This window comes from Flagellimonas algicida (assembly GCF_049629585.1).
In the GTDB taxonomy this organism is placed as follows: domain Bacteria; phylum Bacteroidota; class Bacteroidia; order Flavobacteriales; family Flavobacteriaceae; genus Flagellimonas.
Genome location: NZ_JBMYIX010000002.1, coordinates 83,032 through 99,186 on the forward strand (window position 1 = coordinate 83,032; position 16,155 = coordinate 99,186).

20 protein-coding genes are annotated in these 16,155 nt (G+C 42.4%); 12 read left to right on the forward strand and 8 right to left on the reverse strand.

What is annotated here, in order from left to right; genetic code table 11:
• Positions 1-28: 28 nt before the first annotated feature.
• The 3 genes from ACPD8L_RS09140 to ACPD8L_RS09150 are packed head-to-tail and all read left to right on the forward strand — an operon-like array spanning position 29 to position 3,937.
• Positions 29-2,152 carry a Tex family protein gene (locus tag ACPD8L_RS09140; RefSeq protein ID WP_423943052.1) on the forward strand — a complete coding sequence of 708 codons (2,124 nt, stop codon included), beginning with the start codon at positions 29-31 and terminating at the stop codon, positions 2,150-2,152.
• 12 nt (positions 2,153-2,164) lie between these two features.
• The gene (locus tag ACPD8L_RS09145; protein ID WP_421810615.1) at positions 2,165-3,067 is read left to right on the forward strand and encodes a histone deacetylase family protein; all 903 of its coding nucleotides are present in this window, start codon (positions 2,165-2,167) and stop codon (positions 3,065-3,067) included.
• 30 nt (positions 3,068-3,097) lie between these two features.
• On the forward strand, positions 3,098-3,937 hold the full coding sequence (locus tag ACPD8L_RS09150) for a phosphatase PAP2 family protein (RefSeq protein ID WP_423943054.1): 840 nt from the start codon (positions 3,098-3,100) through the stop codon (positions 3,935-3,937).
• A 275-nt stretch (positions 3,938-4,212) separates the two neighbouring features.
• On the opposite strand, the gene ACPD8L_RS09155 is transcribed toward ACPD8L_RS09150, so the two are convergent.
• From ACPD8L_RS09155 to ACPD8L_RS09175, 5 genes are all read right to left on the reverse strand, one after another.
• Positions 4,213-4,629, reverse strand: coding sequence for a hypothetical protein (locus ACPD8L_RS09155; RefSeq protein ID WP_423943056.1), 417 nt, complete (start codon positions 4,627-4,629; stop codon positions 4,213-4,215).
• A 134-nt stretch (positions 4,630-4,763) separates the two neighbouring features.
• Positions 4,764-5,096 carry a single-stranded DNA-binding protein gene (locus ACPD8L_RS09160; protein ID WP_116216962.1) on the reverse strand — a complete coding sequence of 111 codons (333 nt, stop codon included), beginning with the start codon at positions 5,094-5,096 and terminating at the stop codon, positions 4,764-4,766.
• 392 nt (positions 5,097-5,488) lie between these two features.
• On the reverse strand, positions 5,489-5,674 hold the full coding sequence (locus ACPD8L_RS09165; protein WP_423943058.1) for a hypothetical protein: 186 nt from the start codon (positions 5,672-5,674) through the stop codon (positions 5,489-5,491).
• 5 nt (positions 5,675-5,679) lie between these two features.
• Complete coding sequence (locus ACPD8L_RS09170) at positions 5,680-6,633, reverse strand: P63C domain-containing protein (protein WP_116216959.1); 954 nt, start codon at positions 6,631-6,633, stop codon at positions 5,680-5,682.
• Positions 6,626-7,534, reverse strand: a complete 909-nt coding sequence (locus ACPD8L_RS09175; protein WP_116216958.1) for an IS1595 family transposase — start codon at positions 7,532-7,534, stop codon at positions 6,626-6,628. Before ACPD8L_RS09175 ends, ACPD8L_RS09170 begins: the two co-directional genes overlap by 8 nt.
• 97 nt (positions 7,535-7,631) lie before the next feature.
• On the opposite strand from ACPD8L_RS09175, the gene ACPD8L_RS09180 reads away from it, so the two are divergent.
• From ACPD8L_RS09180 to ACPD8L_RS09200, 5 genes are all read left to right on the forward strand, one after another.
• Positions 7,632-8,078 carry a hypothetical protein gene (locus tag ACPD8L_RS09180; RefSeq protein ID WP_116216957.1) on the forward strand — a complete coding sequence of 149 codons (447 nt, stop codon included), beginning with the start codon at positions 7,632-7,634 and terminating at the stop codon, positions 8,076-8,078.
• An 812-nt stretch (positions 8,079-8,890) separates the two neighbouring features.
• Entirely contained in the window at positions 8,891-9,118 is a 228-nt protein-coding gene (locus tag ACPD8L_RS09185; RefSeq protein ID WP_116216956.1) for a hypothetical protein, read from the forward strand.
• A gap of 292 nt (positions 9,119-9,410) precedes the next feature.
• Complete coding sequence (locus ACPD8L_RS09190) at positions 9,411-9,905, forward strand: Dps family protein (protein WP_116217639.1); 495 nt, start codon at positions 9,411-9,413, stop codon at positions 9,903-9,905.
• A gap of 52 nt (positions 9,906-9,957) precedes the next feature.
• A complete protein-coding gene (locus ACPD8L_RS09195) occupies positions 9,958-10,425 on the forward strand; it encodes a hypothetical protein (RefSeq protein WP_423943060.1) in 468 nt (155 codons plus the stop codon).
• A 121-nt stretch (positions 10,426-10,546) separates the two neighbouring features.
• The gene (locus ACPD8L_RS09200; protein ID WP_116216953.1) at positions 10,547-11,152 is read left to right on the forward strand and encodes a GNAT family N-acetyltransferase; all 606 of its coding nucleotides are present in this window, start codon (positions 10,547-10,549) and stop codon (positions 11,150-11,152) included.
• Here the strand turns inward: ACPD8L_RS09200 and ACPD8L_RS09205 are convergent, their stop codons facing one another.
• Positions 11,153-12,289 (reverse strand): glycerate kinase, encoded by a 1,137-nt coding sequence (locus tag ACPD8L_RS09205; RefSeq protein ID WP_423943062.1) that lies wholly within the window; start codon positions 12,287-12,289, stop codon positions 11,153-11,155.
• 132 nt (positions 12,290-12,421) lie between these two features.
• Between ACPD8L_RS09205 and ACPD8L_RS09210 the strand changes: the two genes are divergently transcribed.
• Positions 12,422-13,123: an SIMPL domain-containing protein gene (locus ACPD8L_RS09210; RefSeq protein ID WP_421810610.1), complete on the forward strand. Its 702-nt coding sequence runs from the start codon at positions 12,422-12,424 to the stop codon at positions 13,121-13,123.
• Between the two features lie 33 nt (positions 13,124-13,156).
• Positions 13,157-13,648, forward strand: a complete 492-nt coding sequence (locus ACPD8L_RS09215) for a DUF6265 family protein (protein ID WP_423943064.1) — start codon at positions 13,157-13,159, stop codon at positions 13,646-13,648.
• Positions 13,649-13,654: 6 nt separating this feature from the next.
• Here the strand turns inward: ACPD8L_RS09215 and ACPD8L_RS09220 are convergent, their stop codons facing one another.
• Positions 13,655-14,236, reverse strand: a complete 582-nt coding sequence (locus tag ACPD8L_RS09220; RefSeq protein ID WP_421810609.1) for a TetR/AcrR family transcriptional regulator — start codon at positions 14,234-14,236, stop codon at positions 13,655-13,657.
• A gap of 37 nt (positions 14,237-14,273) precedes the next feature.
• Positions 14,274-15,023 carry an SDR family NAD(P)-dependent oxidoreductase gene (locus tag ACPD8L_RS09225; protein ID WP_423943066.1) on the reverse strand — a complete coding sequence of 250 codons (750 nt, stop codon included), beginning with the start codon at positions 15,021-15,023 and terminating at the stop codon, positions 14,274-14,276.
• Between the two features lie 188 nt (positions 15,024-15,211).
• Here ACPD8L_RS09225 and ACPD8L_RS09230 point away from each other — a divergent pair, with 188 nt between their 5' ends.
• Together ACPD8L_RS09230 and ACPD8L_RS09235 are read left to right on the forward strand one after the other, a co-directional pair.
• Positions 15,212-15,784: a pentapeptide repeat-containing protein gene (locus tag ACPD8L_RS09230; RefSeq protein WP_423943067.1), complete on the forward strand. Its 573-nt coding sequence runs from the start codon at positions 15,212-15,214 to the stop codon at positions 15,782-15,784.
• A gap of 10 nt (positions 15,785-15,794) precedes the next feature.
• Complete coding sequence (locus ACPD8L_RS09235) at positions 15,795-16,148, forward strand: hypothetical protein (RefSeq protein WP_116216947.1); 354 nt, start codon at positions 15,795-15,797, stop codon at positions 16,146-16,148.
• Positions 16,149-16,155 lie beyond the last annotated feature (7 nt).

Consider the following 16,155-nt stretch of genomic DNA (forward strand, 5'->3'; position numbering starts at 1 on the left):
TCGAAGTGATAACTACTAAACAAACATCATGCAGCTTGTTCCTTATATCGTGCGCCACACCCAGCTTTCTGAAAAAAATGTGGAGAACACCGTGGCCTTGTTGAATGAAGATTGTACCGTTCCCTTTATCTCCCGTTATAGAAAGGAACGCACCGGCAATCTGGATGAAGTCCAAATTGGGGCCATTGTACAGTACAAAACCCAGTTTGAGGCCCTGGAAAAGCGAAAATCCGCCATTATCAAAGCGGTCGAAGAACAGGGTGCACTCACCCCAGAGTTGAAGGCAAAGTTCCAGAACTGTTCCGACCTTACCAGTCTGGAAGATTTTTACCTCCCTTTCAAGAAAAGTAAAAAGACCAAAGCGGAAACTGCCCGAAAAAATGGGTTGGAACCCTTGGCAAAAATCATCATGGCCCAGCGGAGTGACGAGATTGAGTTCATCGCCTCCAAATATTTAGGCAAGGAGGTCAATAATGAAGATGAAGCTTTGGAAGGCGCCCGCCATATCATTGCGGAATGGATCAATGAACGTTCGGACATTCGAAACCAGCTGCGCAACCAGTTGGAACGCCATGCCTTGATTACCACCAAGGTCATCAAAACCAAAAAAGAGGACGAAAAGGCCCAAAAATTCCGCGACTATTTTGATTGGAGCGAGCCACTGGACCGCTGTCCCTCCCACCGATTTTTGGCCATAATGCGTGCCGAAAAGGAAGGGTTTGTCCGGGTTAAGATTGAAATCGATGAGGATAGGGCACTCAATGCCATTGAAAGACGCATCATCAAATCCAACAATGCCTGTTCGCAACAGATTGAACTGGCCATAGCGGATGCCTACAAGCGACTTTTATTCCCCTCCCTTTCCAACGAGCTGTTAAAGGCTGCCAAAGAAAAAGCGGACACTTCGGCCATACAGGTATTCTCCAAAAACCTAAAACAATTGCTGTTGGGCGCTCCCTTGGGTGAAAAACGCATTTTGGCCATAGACCCAGGCTTCAGAACGGGCTGTAAAGTGGTATGCTTGGATGCGCAGGGCGATTTAAAACATAATGAGACCATTTACCCCCATCCACCCCAGCGGGACAGTGCAGGAGCCATCAAAAAGATAAGTTCCTTGGTCGATGCGTACAAAATTGAGGCCATTGCCATTGGCAATGGAACCGCATCACGGGAGACGGAGCAACTCGTAAAACGCATCGCGTTCAAAAATCCCATTGAGGTTTTCGTGGTCAGTGAAGCGGGAGCTTCCATCTATTCGGCCTCAAAGATTGCCCGGGATGAATTCCCTAACTACGATGTTACCGTCAGGGGAGCCGTATCCATTGGGCGGCGTTTGGCAGACCCTTTGGCCGAATTGGTGAAAATAGATGCCAAATCCATTGGGGTGGGCCAATATCAACACGATGTGGACCAAACCCAATTGAAAACTTCCTTGGACACTGTGGTAGAGAGTTGTGTGAACTCGGTTGGGGTCAACATCAATACCGCCAGTGTGCCCCTCCTCAGTTATGTGTCGGGCATCGGTCCAAAACTAGCTGAAAATATTGTCACCTATCGCAATGAACATGGTGCCTTTACCAGCAGGGACCAGATTAAAAAAGTGCCCCGTCTTGGCGGAAAGGCCTTTGAGCAAAGTGCCGGATTCCTGCGTATCAAAGAGGGGGAAAATCCATTGGACGATTCGGCCGTTCACCCGGAAAGTTATGCCATCGTTAAAAGAATGGTGAAGGACCAAGGGATTTCCTTGAAAGAAATTGTAGGTAACACATCGGTCCTGCAAAGTATCGACCTTGAATCCTATTGTACGGACGATATTGGGATTCCCACTTTGAAGGATATTCTCGGAGAACTGGAAAAACCCGGTTTGGACCGCAGGGAAAAAGCAAAGGTGTTTACCTTTAATCAAAACATCAAGGAAATAACCGATCTAAGACAGGGTCAGCTGTTGCCGGGAATTGTCAACAACATCACCAATTTTGGGTGCTTTGTGGACATCGGCATCAAGGAAAGTGGGCTCATCCATATTTCCAATCTTTCAGAGACTTTTGTGAAGGATGTCAACGAGCACGTTAGCCTTCATCAGCAAGTGGTAGTCAAGATATTGGATGTGGATGTGGCCAGAAAGCGCATTCAGTTGGGGTTACATCAATAAAGAAATGGTCCAATGCTCAAAATAGCATTCCATCCCATTTACAAACACCATTTGCCCAACGGGCATCGGTTCCCCATGCTGAAATATGAGCTTTTGCCCCAGCAATTGCTCCATGAGGGTAGCTGTTCCCTAAATAATTTTTTTGAGCCTTCCCTTCCCCATGACGAGCACATTTTGGCGGTGCATGATGAAAGCTATTACAGGGATTTGATCAACCTTGATCTGGACAAACGCGCTGCCCGAAAAATCGGTTTTCCTTTGAGCGGGCAATTAATAGAACGGGAACGGATCATAGCAGACGGGACCATAAAGGGATGCGAGTTTGCCTTGGAACATGGCATAGCCATGAACATTGCGGGAGGTACCCACCATGCCTATTCCAACAGGGCCGAGGCTTTCTGCCTGCTGAACGATCAGGCCATTGGTGCCCGTTATCTACAACAGCATCATTTGGCCAAGAAGATCTTGATTGTTGACTTGGACGTGCACCAAGGCAATGGTACCGCAGAGATTTTTCAGGATGACCCCTCTGTCTTTACGTTTTCCATGCACGGCAAGGGCAATTACCCCTTTAAAAAGGAAACTTCGGATTTGGACATCCCCTTGGAAAAAGACACAACGGATGAAACCTATCTTTCCCTCCTAAAGAAGACCCTACCGGAACTTTTGGACATGGTACGACCGGATTTTATCTTCTATCTCTGTGGTGTGGATGTGCTTGCTTCGGACAAACTGGGCACCTTGGCCATGAGTTTGGAGGGGTGCAAAGAGCGCGACCGCTATGTGCTGCAAACCTGTTTTGATGCCAAAATTCCAGTACAATGCAGTATGGGCGGCGGGTATTCCCCGGACATCAAGATCATTGTGGAGGCCCATGCCAATACATTTCGGTTGGCACAGGATATTTATGCGTAATTTTACCGACTATTGCTATTTTCAATCGCTATGAAATTGCTGAAATACCTTTTTATTTTATTGATGGCACTTCCTGTTGTCGGTCAAGATTTTCAATCCACAAAAGACAAAACGCTCTGGAACGACTTCACTTACGATGTTGGAAATATTTTTGGAGGAGTGGGTTATGCCTACTCGCGTCCCTTTCACTGGAAGGGAAACGACTGGGCCAACTTTGGGTATTTAACCGGAGGCACCTTGCTCCTTTTTACCGTGGATGACGAACTCAATGATTGGAAAAATGGTTTTCGTGAGGACATTCCGGATTTTGTCATTGACTATGGACATGAGTATGGCAGCCCGGAGAACAATTACATGCTCACGGGTGGGGTATACTTGGCAGGCCTTTTCACCAAAAACGAAAAATTGAGACGTACCGGGGTGCTCTTAATCTCCTCCGCTACGGCAGGTGGGTTTTTACAGCAGGTAAGCAAACGTATCATTGGTAGGGCCAGACCCAAAAGTGGAGCCAGTTCCAGTACGTTTGATCCATTGCACTTGGACCGTGTATATGATTATGATTCTTTCCCATCTGGCCATGCCATGTTGGCCTTCAGCAATGCCTACGCCATTGCCAAGCAATTCAAGAATCCTTGGGTAAAGGCAGGGATCTATACCGTTGGTCTGGTACCGGGATTTGTTCGGGTGATGGACGATTTCCATTGGATTTCCGATGTGGCCTTCAGTACAGTACTGAGCATTTTTATTGTGGAATCCATAGATTGCTATTTGGACTCCAAGTACGATGAAAAATATAACGACAGCCAAAAAAAATTAAGTTGGAACCTTTCTTTTGGCCCCAATACCATGGGAGTTTCCCTCCGCTTTTAAACTGGGGTCACCCAACTGTTGATAATTTTTTTATTTAGATTGATTTAAAATAACTATTTTTGGCCCTCTACGTCGTTGATAGATGGGAAAGAAGAAGAAAAAAGAAGCCAAAAAACAGAAAAAGGCCTTGTTGAAAGAGCTACCGCTTACCAACTGCAAGACCAAATGCTGTAAAAAATATAAAAAGGGGGAAAACAAGCGTTGCAAACGTTGTCCCTGTTTTGACCTTTTAAAGAAAGTTGCTTAAAATCCACCGATCGGTGGATTTTTTGGTTCTATGGGTTTCGTTTTTTGGGAGTATTCAGTACCATTTCTGTCTCCATCAACTGCCTAAGGTATTCGGTATCCGAAATGGACAGGTATTCGTGCGCCCTTTCAAAAAATCGCCCACTATGGGAGCAGGCTTCCGAACACTGCTGCAAATGCAACTGATAGGCTTCTTTCTTGCCTTTCATGTAGACCAAATAGGCCGCAAAGTTTTCCGTTCCCAATTGCCTCTCATAATTACGCTGATCCTTCCAGTAGTCCTGTTCATCCAGCAGGTCCACGGTATGCAACGTCTGTTCATACTGGGCATCCCGCAGGGCAAGATTTTCATAAAATCTAAAGTTTTGAAGCGCAGCATTCCCCTGTTGGGCCAACAGCAATGGCCCAAAGCAAAGGAACAATATCAGGGGGGTTACCGTTTTCATAGCAATCTTTTTTTAGTAAGACGAGCAAGTACCCCAACGCTTGCACACATCTACTTTAAGGTATCGTAAAATCATCATAAACAAAAAGAAAGGGGACCAACTGTCCCCTTTCTCGTTGATATGTGGAAATTGCCTTATTTCCCCAACATTAAAAGCTCATTGCACTTAATTTCAGTGATGTAGCGCTTCTCGCCTTCCTTGGTTTCATAGGTACGGGACATTAATTTTCCTTCAATGATGACTTCCTTTCCCTTGACCAGATAATTTTCGGCTATTTCTGCCATCTTTCCCCAGGCAACAATGTTATGCCATTGGGTATCGGTCACTTTTTCTCCATCGCCATTTTTATAGGATTCATTGGTGGCAACGGCAAACTTGGCCAATTTGTTCCCATTCTCCATGGTAATGATTTCTGGGTCGTTGCCCAAGTTTCCAATCAATTGTACTTTGTTTCGTAATGAATTCATGATGTAAGATTTAAGCGTTAAACTGTTATTGCTATCGAATGGGTTGGTTCGACAGGGCAAACTTAGAACCTGCCTAAACCATGAATCGGTTTGAAATCATTTGTTTTCGTTTGTAAACGGATGTAAGTAATTGTAATCGGGAACTATATATCAAATTACACTAAATAAAATGGATTTTTCTTGGAAGAGTATCAACCCCATTTTTTTGAACGGTAAGTACTATGTTCCACGGTTAGGCTTCCACCAAATCGGAAGCCCATTGCGTGAGCATCCTGCCGACTTAAAAAGTCAGAACAAAGTCTTACATGGGAAAGAACGAAACGCCCTGTCAATACCCTTCCCGCTTTCAAGGGATGGCTTAATCCTGACTAAACGGCCAAAACCGAGGCTAATTAAATAAGACCGAGCCCTCTTGCAGATTGTATGGCAAGATCCATAACGCCTTGCTCATCAAGTCCTTCAATTGGTTCGGTTTGAGCTGTAACGTACCCTATATTTCCTTCGGGCCTAACAGATACTACTCCATTTTCATACTTGACATGAAAATGTTTGCCACCAATAATCATTTTTGTCTCCATAGGGATTAGTTATTTTCTTTTGGATTCCAACCCAATCCTTTTTTTAAATTCTGATTAAAGTCTGACAACATCTCTTCTTCATTTTCTTCAGGAAAATCAAGCATTTGCTGTCCATATAGTTGGTTGAATTTATTATCAAAATCATTCCAATCCTTTGAAAGCCTCATGATTGTTATAATAGATGCTAGCTGCCTATCTAAATGACTATGGCCCGTATCTTCCGACAACAATCTATGGTATTGATGCTTTCTTTTTCCATCAGAATCTTTAGGAGTAAGTTTTTTGAGTTCCTCTAATACCCCTTTTGGTAGTTGCTCATATATATATTTATTGGTCCATTTTCCCACAACACCAGGCCTTTGCTTTAAGTTCTTAATGGTATAGTCCCATCCGTTTAACCTAAAAATTTCCTTATAAAATTCATGGGGAAACCGCTGTTGCCATGGCAAAAGATATTCTGATATATATTGTTTAAGAATCTTTTGTAACTCATCTCTTTCCCTATCATATTGGTATCCTGTGGCCTCATCTACTAACGCTGTTATCCCTATATCCGACAAGGCATACAATAAGACCTCAGCTATATGTGCAAACCTTTCCTGCGTTGCATGTAATTCACCCGCATTTCTTGCATCAATATATACTTTGCATAGACCTCTTAAAATTCTAGCATCATAACCTTGCTTCTCGTTTCCATTCAAATCCCTATAGGATATTAATTCGGTCCACTCCTTAACATCCTCAGAAACAAATGGTTGTAAGTTATTTGCGTTAATAAAGCTGGGCATTCGGTCCGCCCTGTATTCTTCGGAAGATTTTCCTTTCCTTGGCCTATCAAAGGCCATAAAAACAGCTGTAGCCGTCAAAACTCGTGTGCCATCCTCAAGAACAGCACAGCTAAGTTCTTTGTTGCCTAAAGGCAACTCTCCTTCATGGGTTGATTTAAGCATTTTAGCCATTGATTAAATCTTTATAAGTTATTCTATTCTCGGTGTTCTGTAAAAGTAGATTAAACCTCGCAGACTCACCTACTTGCCTTGTATTATATCTAAAGCAAAATTCGTCCACGTACAACTGCAAATGCTTTTTGGAAGTAAAATGGTAGATTCCAAAGATTCCACGCTTTAAAAGTGCCCAAAAGCTCTCTATTGTGTTGGTGTGGACACGTCCTTTAACATACTGGCTTCTGCTGTGCTTCACAAACTTGTGGTCATAGACCCTTTTAAGCCTTTTGTAAGAGGTGAAATCATCGGTATAGAGTTTTGCGCCCTCTTTTACGTTCTTCATAATTTCGTTGGTCAAGGTCTGCATGGTAACATTATCAACCTTTTTAGCTGAAACATTGCCGCCCCTTTGAACCATTCCAAGTACGGCAGCCTTGCCAACACCGCCTTGGGCATTTTTTATTCTCTTATCAGCATGTTTGTTCTTTTCCTTACCTCCAACATAGGTTTCATCGGCTTCAATCTCACCTTCCATTTGATCATTATCAAGTCCAAAGCATTGACGGATTCTTGAAAGCATGAACCATGCACTTTTCTGTGTGATGTTCAAATCCCTTCCCAATTGTAGGCTAGAAATACCCTTTTTATGGGAAGTAACCAACCATATTGCCAAGAACCATTTTTGAAGGGGCAATTTGGTGTTGTCAAAGATTGTATTGGTCTTTACGTTGAAATATTTGCCAGTATTCTTACATTTATATCTGTTCCCCTTACAATCGTACACTTTTGATGATGGATCAAAAGGACTTACAACGTTACCGTTCCATCTAAGTTCTTCCAAGTGGTCAATGCATGACTGCTCGTCTGGAAAGACTTGGATAAGTTCTAAGATCGAATTGAAGTCCTTGTTGATCATCGTTGTATGATTTGATATATCAAATATAGAACTTAATTACACTAAATGCAAATATTTTGGTGTAAATATCTGCTATAATTTACTTTAAAACAATAAAATGGAAGAGTTTGAACCTTATCTAGAGCTAATAAACACCATTGCGGTTGCAATACTGGGGCTTGCGTTTTTTGTACAGAACAAAATAGTGTCCTCAATGAAAGATTTCATGGGCATTTTTGATACTAAGAAGGTTAGGGACTTTATTGAAATGAGGGAAGAAACAGTAATGACAAAAGCAGAAAACCTTATATCCAACGATGAAAGGATTAGGGAAATCATGACAGAGGTAACGGAACAAAAAGTCGATGAGATTTCAGAACATTATAAAGAGGTGATGGGAAGGGAGCATATTGAATTGTTTCTTGCAACAACATATCTTCTTCAAAACTGCCTAAAAGACAAAAAGGATGAACAGTTAAGATTTTTAGATGAATTTTTACCGAACAATAAGAGTAAAATCATACCTCATCTTTTTCCTGAAGATGAAGATGGTAGTGGTTCTTAACCTCGTAATATATCTTTCTAGGAACCATATTGTTCTTTACCAAGAAATAGTACCTCTTATCAAAAGAATCCCTTTTCTTAAATAATCTGAAGATTCTCATTCTGTGTAAAGTGATATATAGTTCCCTTGTAATCAAGTATAAAAGGGCACCTATATACAATATGGGACAGGAAAGAATATTTTTATTGGGATTTACCGGGAAGTAATTTTTTTTTTTGGCGGAACCTCTCTTTGTGGTTAGATGCCCACTGATTCAGGCAACCAGAGCAACGGGGTAACCTACGTACCCTACGAAGGGACTACCGCATTTTAATGAGCGTTGCGACACTTAGCCAATTCAAGCTAAGATTTACGTTTATTGCCCTTTATCCTTTTAACCATGAAAATATAAATACCAGTATAAAAACAATAATTGGTATGCCACGGCAATACAGCCTGCTTTACTATCCTTTCCACCAGATGTTGGGATATAGGACTCCACAACAGGGCCTTTTCCACACACAGCACAATAATTGCTAGGTCCTTGATGTTGGGCATTACAATTTCTACAAAAAAACATAGTTATTTCTTTTTCTTGTTAATGGACCTCTTCAAGACATCACCCAATTCCCTTCATCTTTAGTTGTTCTTAGCACTTTACAGCAAGCTATTCTTGTGAGGGTTATTGATCATTTATAAAATAAAGTTAGCCAATTATCGTCATCATTTCATTCTTGCCTTCCATGGTTCAATGATTATCCTTCATTTTACCAAAACCAAGTGACCCAAAGTATAGATTAGGTGTCTAATAATTGAAATAGAACATCTAAACCATGGCAGCCATACGAAGCATTAACAAATACACGGTGATCAAACGATTCAGTCTTGGAAAACGGATGTACGACAAATTGGAGACCATCTACATCCAAGAGCACGACCACCAAAATGGGGAATCCCAAAAAGTCTTTGATAGCGGCAAAGAATATGTGATTGATATTTCTGCTGATATCTACCTGGCCCTCAACAAGGATTTCATTGTCCGTAGCGTGGACAACCAATGAAATTTTGACTTCTACAGAGAAACGTTAATCTTGTGTTTACGAACGTTAAACCTTGTTAAATCCTTGGTTTTCCGCAATATACTTTTATATTAAGGATATGGATGTCACAATAATTTACTTCAAAAGCATTGTATTCTAGGTCGAGCAATTGACCCTCATATCCATATTGGGAAATCTTCTTCTCCCATAACCCACCGTACAATAAAGCATTCCTATTAAAGCCGATTTTTCGACCTGACATGGTATGCACCATATTGAAATCAAAGTCAAATCAGAAATAAAAACACAAAAAATGGAAACTGTAAAAACAAAGAATAAAGCATTTAAGAAATTAGGCTTCACTTATTTGGAGACTGCCGAGATTGTAGTGACCCTAAACACTTTACTAGCCAACTATCAAGTATTCTACAATAAACTCAGAAATTTTCATTGGAATATTGAAGGACCAGAGTTTTTTGAGCTCCATGAAGTATTTGAAAATGAATACAACACCGCCAAGGAAAACATTGATATTGTAGCGGAGCGTATTCGCGTATTTGGTGTAAAACCCAACTTTACCTTGAAAAAAACCATTGAGCTTTCCAGCATAAAAGAACCGGAAAAAGAACTGTCTGCCATAGAAATGGTGCGGGAAGTCCTAAATGATTATGAAATACTACACAACAATATGCTGGACGGTATCAATGCTGCCTTGGAAAGCGGTGATGTGGCCACGGAACAAATCCTGACCGATTTCCTCATGCACATGGAAAAACGAAATTGGATGTTCACTTCTTATCTCAAATAACTCCTGACGACACCTTGAGAAAGAAAATATGTATCATTCAAAACATTCACACATGAAAACCCTAACAACATTTTTGTCAATTTTTATACTAACCGGTATGGTGGGATATGCTCAAAACCAAGACTCCGGTCATATGAACGTTACCATCCATAAAACCTTCTCCATTGAAAAAAATGGGACCGAGGTTCCTTACAATCTCAAGGTCATGGAACATAGAAATTACCCCATGGTCTTGGACGAAAAAGAAAAGAGTCAAGTCAACCAAAATCGAAAAGCGAAACCGGCAGTGGTCACTAAACTTATTGCCGTGGACAAGGATAACGATCAGAACTATGACCATTATATGGTCTTAAAATACAGGCGATCGGTAACCGATAGCTTTAAGGTAGTCCCCACCAAAAAAGGCTTTGCCGTAAAAGTGGATGACAAGACCATGCAGTATTTTATAACAAAAGGTATTTATTTTATCGACAATACCGACAAGGACTTTTTCTCTGTAGAGGAATTCAGGGAAATATAATCGCTTTTTTCAGATTTCGTTTTTTGATTGACAAATGGGCCGGGAGCATATCCCGGCTTTTTGTTGTGCAAAATTGGGCCAAGCATAATACCTTTGGTAATATCAACATTAAATAAATTCTATGGCACCTTGGTTGCAACCCATTACGCTGGAAGGAGAATTGGTAAAGCTGGTCCCTATGCAAACCGAACACAAAGAGGCTTTGGTCTCCGCGGCTTCGGATGGCAAACTATGGGAGTTGTGGTATACTTCCGTTCCATCTGCCGAAACCATTGACACCTACATGGGAATTGCTTTTTCGGAACAAAAAGCCGATAAGGCACTTCCTTTCGTCATTATCGACAAAAAAACCGATACTGTGGTGGGCAGTACCCGCTACCTGAATGCCGATGCCAAAAACAGAAGGGTTGAAATCGGGGCCACTTGGTATGCTGAACGAGTGCAACGGACTGGGGTCAATACCGAATGCAAGTATTTACTGTTGAAACACGCTTTTGAGGTATTGGATTGCATAGCGGTAGAGTTCAGGACCCATTTTCACAATTTTCCTTCACGCAATGCCATTCTACGATTGGGGGCCAAACAGGAAGGCATCCTAAGAAACCATCGCATTGATGAAAAGGGAGTCATTCGGGATACGGTGTTATTTTCCATTTTGAACAGCGAATGGAACTCCGTAAAAACTTCATTGGAGTTTAAGATGATGCGAGGGAAATCCAAGCCCTGATTACATTTGGGCCTGTTTTAAAAGACTGGCAAAATTGTAACTGGCCAATTCCAGATTCCGGTAACTTTTGGCCTTGGCATCCTCCAAATTGCCTACATGGTTTAAAATGGAGACCCCATACTGAAGTCCCATCTTCTGCATGTCTTCTATGGAAACCTCCATGGAACCACAAAAAGCGGCAACAGGGATATTTTTGGCCCGGGCCGAGCGTACTACCCCATTTATGGTTTTTCCGGAAAAGGTCTGACCATCCATTTGTCCTTCCCCGGTAATGACCCAATCAACATTTTCCAAGGCCTCATCAAATCGGGCCAGCTGCATCACCAAGTCCACCCCCGGGGTTAAATGGGCATTCAAAAAAACATGGGTCCCTGCTCCCATCCCCCCTGCGGCACCGGCACCCGGAATTTGCTGCACATCCACCTTAAAAACAGCATGGAGCACTTGGGCAAAATTTTCCAATCCTTGGTCCAAAAAAACGACTTCATCTGGGGAGGCTCCTTTCTGGGGTCCGTATATGTGGGCCGCACCTTGTTTACCATGCAAAGGATTATTGACATCGCAGGCCACCTGAACATTAATTTCGGATAATTTCCCATGAACTTTTTCCTTGCTGATGTGTTTTACATGGATAAGATTCCTCCCCACAGGTTCCAAAACTTGTCCATCCTTGTCCAAAAATTCATACCCTAAGGCCATGGCCATACCCATGCCTCCATCATTGGTAGCACTACCCCCAATACCAAGAACAATGTTCTTTGCCCCTTTTTCAATTGCATCCACGACCATTTCACCTGTTCCCAAAGAAGTGGTGTGCATACAGTTCATTTCCGATTTGGCCAATAATTTATAGCCCGAGGCTTCGGACATTTCTATAAAGGCCGTTTTCCCATCCCCCGAAAGCAGATAAGCTGACTCTATCTCACGAAAAAGAGGATCATTCACTGTAACGGAAACCATTTCTGCATGAAGATAATCCATCACAACTTCAATGGTACCGTCCCCGCCATCTGCCAATGGCTTTTTGACCATTTCAGCCTCTGGAAAAACTTTTTTTATCCCACTTTCAACGGCATCGCAAAATTGCCGCCCATTGAGCGAACCTTTATATTTATCGGGTGCCAGAACAAATTTCATACTTACAATGTACTCAAGAATATTGGAGAATCGCCCAGTTTTTTGATTTTTGAAATAGTATAGATCATAAAACGGCACAGGTTTTGCTTCTTGGGGTGAAGTATTTACCTTTAAATAAAAAATCAAAAACGCATGAAAAAAGTAATCATTCCCATTATCGGGCTATTGTTCTCAACAGCAATTTTTGCACAATCAAAGAGTTTCTTGGATGTTCCCTATTTGGAAACCTCTGCCCAAGTGGACACTTTGGTCACCCCAGATAAAATTTACCTCAACATCACCATCCAGGAAAAGGATTCCAAAGGGCGAAATTCCGTGGAAGAGCAGGAAAACAAAATGGCCCAACGCTTAAAGGCCCTTGGGGTGGATTTGGACAAGCAATTGGTGATCAAAGACCTCAGTAGTAACTTTCAAAAATATTTTTTACGCGGAAAAGAAGTGCTAAAAAGCAAACAATATTCCCTTTTGGTATACTCCGGAAAACAGGCCGGTGAAGTCTTGATGGCCTTGGAACAGTTAGATATTGCCAATGCCTTTTTGGAAAAAACGGAATATTCCAAAATGGATGAACTGGAATTGGAACTGAAAACCAGAGCGGTAAAAAAGGCCAAACTAAAGGCCAATGCACTTACCAAACCCTTGGGACAGAAAGTGGGCTCTGCCCTTCATATCGCAGACCACTCGCAACCGTACTATCCCCGATACAACCAAGCGCCCATGATGGAAATGAAGGCTGTGAGCGCCGATATGGGTCAAGCACAGCCCCTTGACATCGATTTTGAAAAAATAAGAGTGGAGACCACGGTAAATGTAAAATTCGCATTGTCCAATTAATAGCTTGCCGTTCGTCTTACCATAAAACATCGTATGAGAACCGCAATTATCCTTTTCCTATTTCATGTAGGAATGGTTTCGGCCCAAGAAACCTTGCAATTGACTGAGGGGCAACAGCCCCCATATGCCACATTGGAGGATGTGTCTTGGATATCTGGGCATTGGCAAGGCAAAGCTTTTGGCGGCATTGCAGAAGAAATCTGGGGTCCCCCGCTCGGGGACTCCATGATGTTTGTCTTTAAATTGGTAAAGGACAACAAGGTTTCTTTTTATGAAATAGGGCATATCCAACAGGTGGACCACACCTTGATCTTGCAATTGAAACACTTTCAGGGAAACCTCAAGGGATGGGAAGAAAAAGATGTAACCGTTGACTTTAAGTTGGTCAAGCTTGAAAAAAACAAAGTCTTTTTTGAAGGACTCACCATGGAACTGGTGAATGAAAATGAGATGAACGTTTCTGTTCTCATTGATGGCGGCAATTCCACGGAAGAAATCCTGTTTGCCTACAAGCGGGTTCCTTAACGGTCCTTAATCCAAGATGGAAAGTCCAGCGGTCGCCATTTTTTTGAGACTTTCCGAAGTAGGGTCCACTTTGGCCAAAACCCGGATTCCGTTGTACAAGCCAAAAAACATCAACCCAATATCCTGGGCGTTTTTTGAAGCATCCAACTGTCCCGTATCGATTCCCTTTTGAATATAATCCACAAAAACCGCCTCCATGTTTTCCCTATTCTTTTGGAGCATTTCCTGAATGGCCTCATCCCCGGGAATGAGCTCTGTGGTGGTATTGACTACAAAGCACCCCTTTTTGGACAAATCACAAAGGGATTCATTGATGGCCATATCAAAAAGCTTCTTGAGCCCAACACGAACATCATTTTCCTCTGCGAACAAGGTTCGGATACAGCTACCGCTCACCTCTATATAATGTTCCACTGCGTTCTGGAAAAGGGCTTCTTTACAGCCAAAGGTATCGTATAAACTGGCCCTGTTGATACCCAAATGGGAAACCAAATCCTGCATTGAAGTGGCATGGAACCCTTTTTCCCAAAAGAGTTCCATAGCCTTGTTCAATATCTCCGCTTCATCAAACTGCTTTACCCTTGGCATGTGTTTCGAAATAATTCTTTCGAAAGTATTCAAAAAATTACACTTGCGCCAATCCTCCATCCACGGGAATCTCCGCCCCGGTGATATAACTACTATCCGAAGATCCCAAGAATACCGCCGTAGTGGCAATCTCTTCCACAGTCCCAAACCTGCCTTGGGGTATCATTGAAGGAAGGTTGGACGCCATCTGATCCACATTCTCCTGCGGCGCATTGTGCTTGATGTAAATAGGAGTGTCAATAGGTCCCGGTGCTATGGCATTTACCCGGATTCCCTTGGGTCCCAATTCGGCAGCCAATGTACGGGTCAGTGACCGTAATGCCGCTTTGCTAGATCCGTAGGCAGACATGCCCGAAAAGCCTTTTACGTTTACAATGGAGGTGTTGAAAATGATACTAGCCCCCTCATTCAAATATTCATAGGCTGCCTTTACGGTAAATAGCGGGCCTCGCACGTTTATGTCGTACACTTCGTCAAAAATCTGCTCGGTCAGATGTTCCAAAGGCTCAATTCTAAAGACTCCTGCGTTCAGAAACAGGATATCAATCTTCCCAAACCGCTCCACGGTCTGGGTCACAAGATCCGCACTGTCAGAGATACTGGATGCTTCTGCCTTGACCAATAAATAGTCTCCGGAGAGTTGGTCCTCTATGGCGTTCAACTTGTCCTGACTTCTACCGGTAAGGACCACTTTGGCCCCTTCCTCGAGGTATCTTTTGGCCGTTTCCAGACCCATTCCACTTGTTGCCCCGGTAATGATGGCTACTTTTCCCAATAGTTTTTTCATGGTGTAATTGTTTATACGTTTTTATTTTGGAATGAATGTTCCGGTACAAACGTATTCATTTCAGAACGATTGTTCCAAATAAAATTTAAGGTTTATCTTTTCCTTAACAATCCCCTTCAGTTTTTGTAACTTACCCTGCATTGCACCTGACCCCGGAAACAACTTAATTTCATTGGAACCTATTTCGTATGGCACAATCATTTTGGCTAGACACAGAGTTTGTCAAACAGGATTTTACGCAAACCAAGTTGCCCAAAGGGGATTATGAAAATTGTCGTTTTGTGGATTGCATGTTCACCAAGGGGTTTTTGGACAACCAAAATTTTGTGGAGTGCACCTTTGAAGACTGCGATTTGACCAATGCCAACTTGGCCCATACCACTTTTAACGAGGTGGAATTCATCAATTGCAAAATGGTGGGGCTTCAGTTTGAGAGCTGTAACCCGATGCTGTTGTCGTTTCATTTTGACGGGTGCAATCTTTCCGTGGCTTCCTTTTATGAATTGGAAATTCCCCAGACCCGGTTTGTAAATTGCAAGTTGCACCAGACCGATTTTTCCAACGCCTCCCTAAAAGGGAGCTCCTTTTCAGGTTCCGACCTAAAGGATGCCATTTTTGACGACACCAATTTGGAAGGTGTGGATTTTGAATCTGCCTATGATTTTTCCATAGACCCCAGCAGAAACTCCCTCAAAAAGAGTAAGTTCAGCAAGGATGGCCTCATAGGTTTATTGAAAAAGTATGATATTGTAGTCACCTAAATCCAATCCTATGACCGAAAGAAAATGCTTGGAATGCGGAGCGAAGCTCTTGGGCAGGATAGACCAGAAATACTGCTCTGACCACTGCAGAAACGCCTATAACAATCGGTTGAACAAGGACAGTAAAAATTTGGTGCGCAACATCAATAACAAACTCCGCAAGAATTATCGTATCCTGGACAGTTTTCCTTTAAAAGAAGGAAAAACCAGCACTACGAAGATGCGGTTATTGGACAAAGGCTTTGATTTTGAATACATCACCAACCTGTACACCACCAAAAAAGGAAGCACCTACTATTTTGTGTACGACCTAGGCTACTTGCCATTGGACAACGATTACTATATGATCGTAAAACGGGAGTGATTGGGTA